General features: G+C 62.9%; 1 protein-coding gene. It reads left to right on the top strand.

The genetic code is table 11. From position 1 onward, the window contains the following. Positions 1 to 273 precede the first annotated feature (273 nt). Positions 274 to 1,675: 3-(methylthio)propionyl-CoA ligase (locus AC1D0Z_RS21160; RefSeq protein WP_477660123.1), on the top strand; the 1,402-nt coding region annotated here is incomplete at its 3' end.

The following is a 1,675-nucleotide window of genomic DNA, read 5'->3' as shown; positions in this document are numbered from 1 at the left end:
GCGGCCGACCCAATAAGGGTCGGGCAGGGCCTGCGGCCGCAAGCGTGTGTAAAAGTCGCCGCCGAGTTGCGCGAAGCTGTTGTGCCAGGCCAGCGTGGTGCCGGCAGCAGGGCTTGCATTGCCGGTAGCGGAAAGGTTTGCGGAGGTCATCGGCAAATTGTCCCCTACCTGACATGAACCCGTGGATTCACGGGCAATCCCGCATGACCGTCATGGTGCGCTGCGGCATGATGGCCGCTTGCCGAACACTATTCAACCAATGGAGACTTTTCGATGCTTGGGTTAATGCAAAGCCAGCCGCTGCTGATTTCCGGCCTGATCGAATTTGCAGAACGCCATCATGGCGACGCTGAAATCGTCTCGCGCCGCGTAGAAGGCGACCTGCATCGCTACACCTACAAAGATGTTGCCCGTCGGGCGCGCCAGGTGGCCAATGCGCTGGATGGACTGGAGCTGGCATTCAGTGACCGCGTTGCGACGCTGGCCTGGAACGGCTACCGCCACCTCGAGCTTTATTACGGCGTGAGCGGCTCAGGCCGGGTGCTGCACACCATCAACCCGCGCCTGCACCCGGACCAGATCGCCTGGATCGCCAACCACGCCGAAGACCAGGTACTGTGCTTTGACCTGAGCTTTCTGCCGCTGGTGCAAGCCGTGCATGCCCGCTGCCCGACCATCAAGCACTACATTGCGCTGTGCGATGCCGACAAGCTGCCGGCCGATTCCGGCGTACCCAACCTGCAGAGCTACGAAAGCTGGGTAGGCGCGCAAACCAGCAATTACGGCTGGCCCAGTTTTGACGAGAACACGGCTTCCAGCATGTGCTACACCAGCGGCACCACGGGCAACCCCAAGGCCGCGCTCTACAGCCACCGCTCCAGCACGCTGCACGCGTATGCGGCCGCGCTACCCGATGTGATGTGCATCTCGGCGCGCGACGCCATCCTGCCGGTGGTGCCCATGTTCCACGTCAACGCCTGGGGCATTCCTTATTCGGCCGCACTCACCGGCGCCAAGCTGGTGTTTCCGGGCCCGGCCCTTGATGGCAAGTCGATTTACGAGTTGATTGAGGCCGAGAAAGTCACCTACGCGGCCGGCGTGCCCACGGTGTGGCAGATGCTGCTGACCCACATGAAGCCCGCGGGCTTGAAGTTCTCCACGCTCAAGCGCACGGTCATCGGCGGCTCGGCCTGCCCGCCGGCCATGATCAATGCCTTCCGTGAGGACTACGGTGTGGAGGTGCTGCATGCCTGGGGCATGACCGAGATGAGCCCGCTGGGCACGCTGTGCACGCTCAAGAACAAGCACGACGCGCTGCCGGAAGCGGAAAAAATGAAGATACGCCTCAAGCAGGGGCGCGCCCTCTACGGCGTCGACATGAAGATCGTCGATGCCGAGGGCAAGGAACTGCCCTGGGACGGCAAGGTCTTCGGCGACCTTTACGTCAAGGGGCCATGGGTTGTGCGCGAATACTTCAAGGGCGAGGGCGGCGACCCGCTGGTGGACGGCTGGTTCCCCACAGGTGACGTCGGCACCATTGACCCCGACGGCTACCTGCAGATCACGGACCGCAGCAAGGACGTCATCAAGTCGGGCGGCGAATGGATCAGTTCCATCGATGTCGAGAACATTGCCGTGGCGCATCCTGCCGTGGCCATGGCCGCCTGCATAGGTG

The organism is Polaromonas sp. P1_E3 (genome assembly GCF_056405935.1).
Note: the sequence above shows the minus strand (reverse complement) of the source record. Positions and strands in the feature narration are given on the sequence as shown.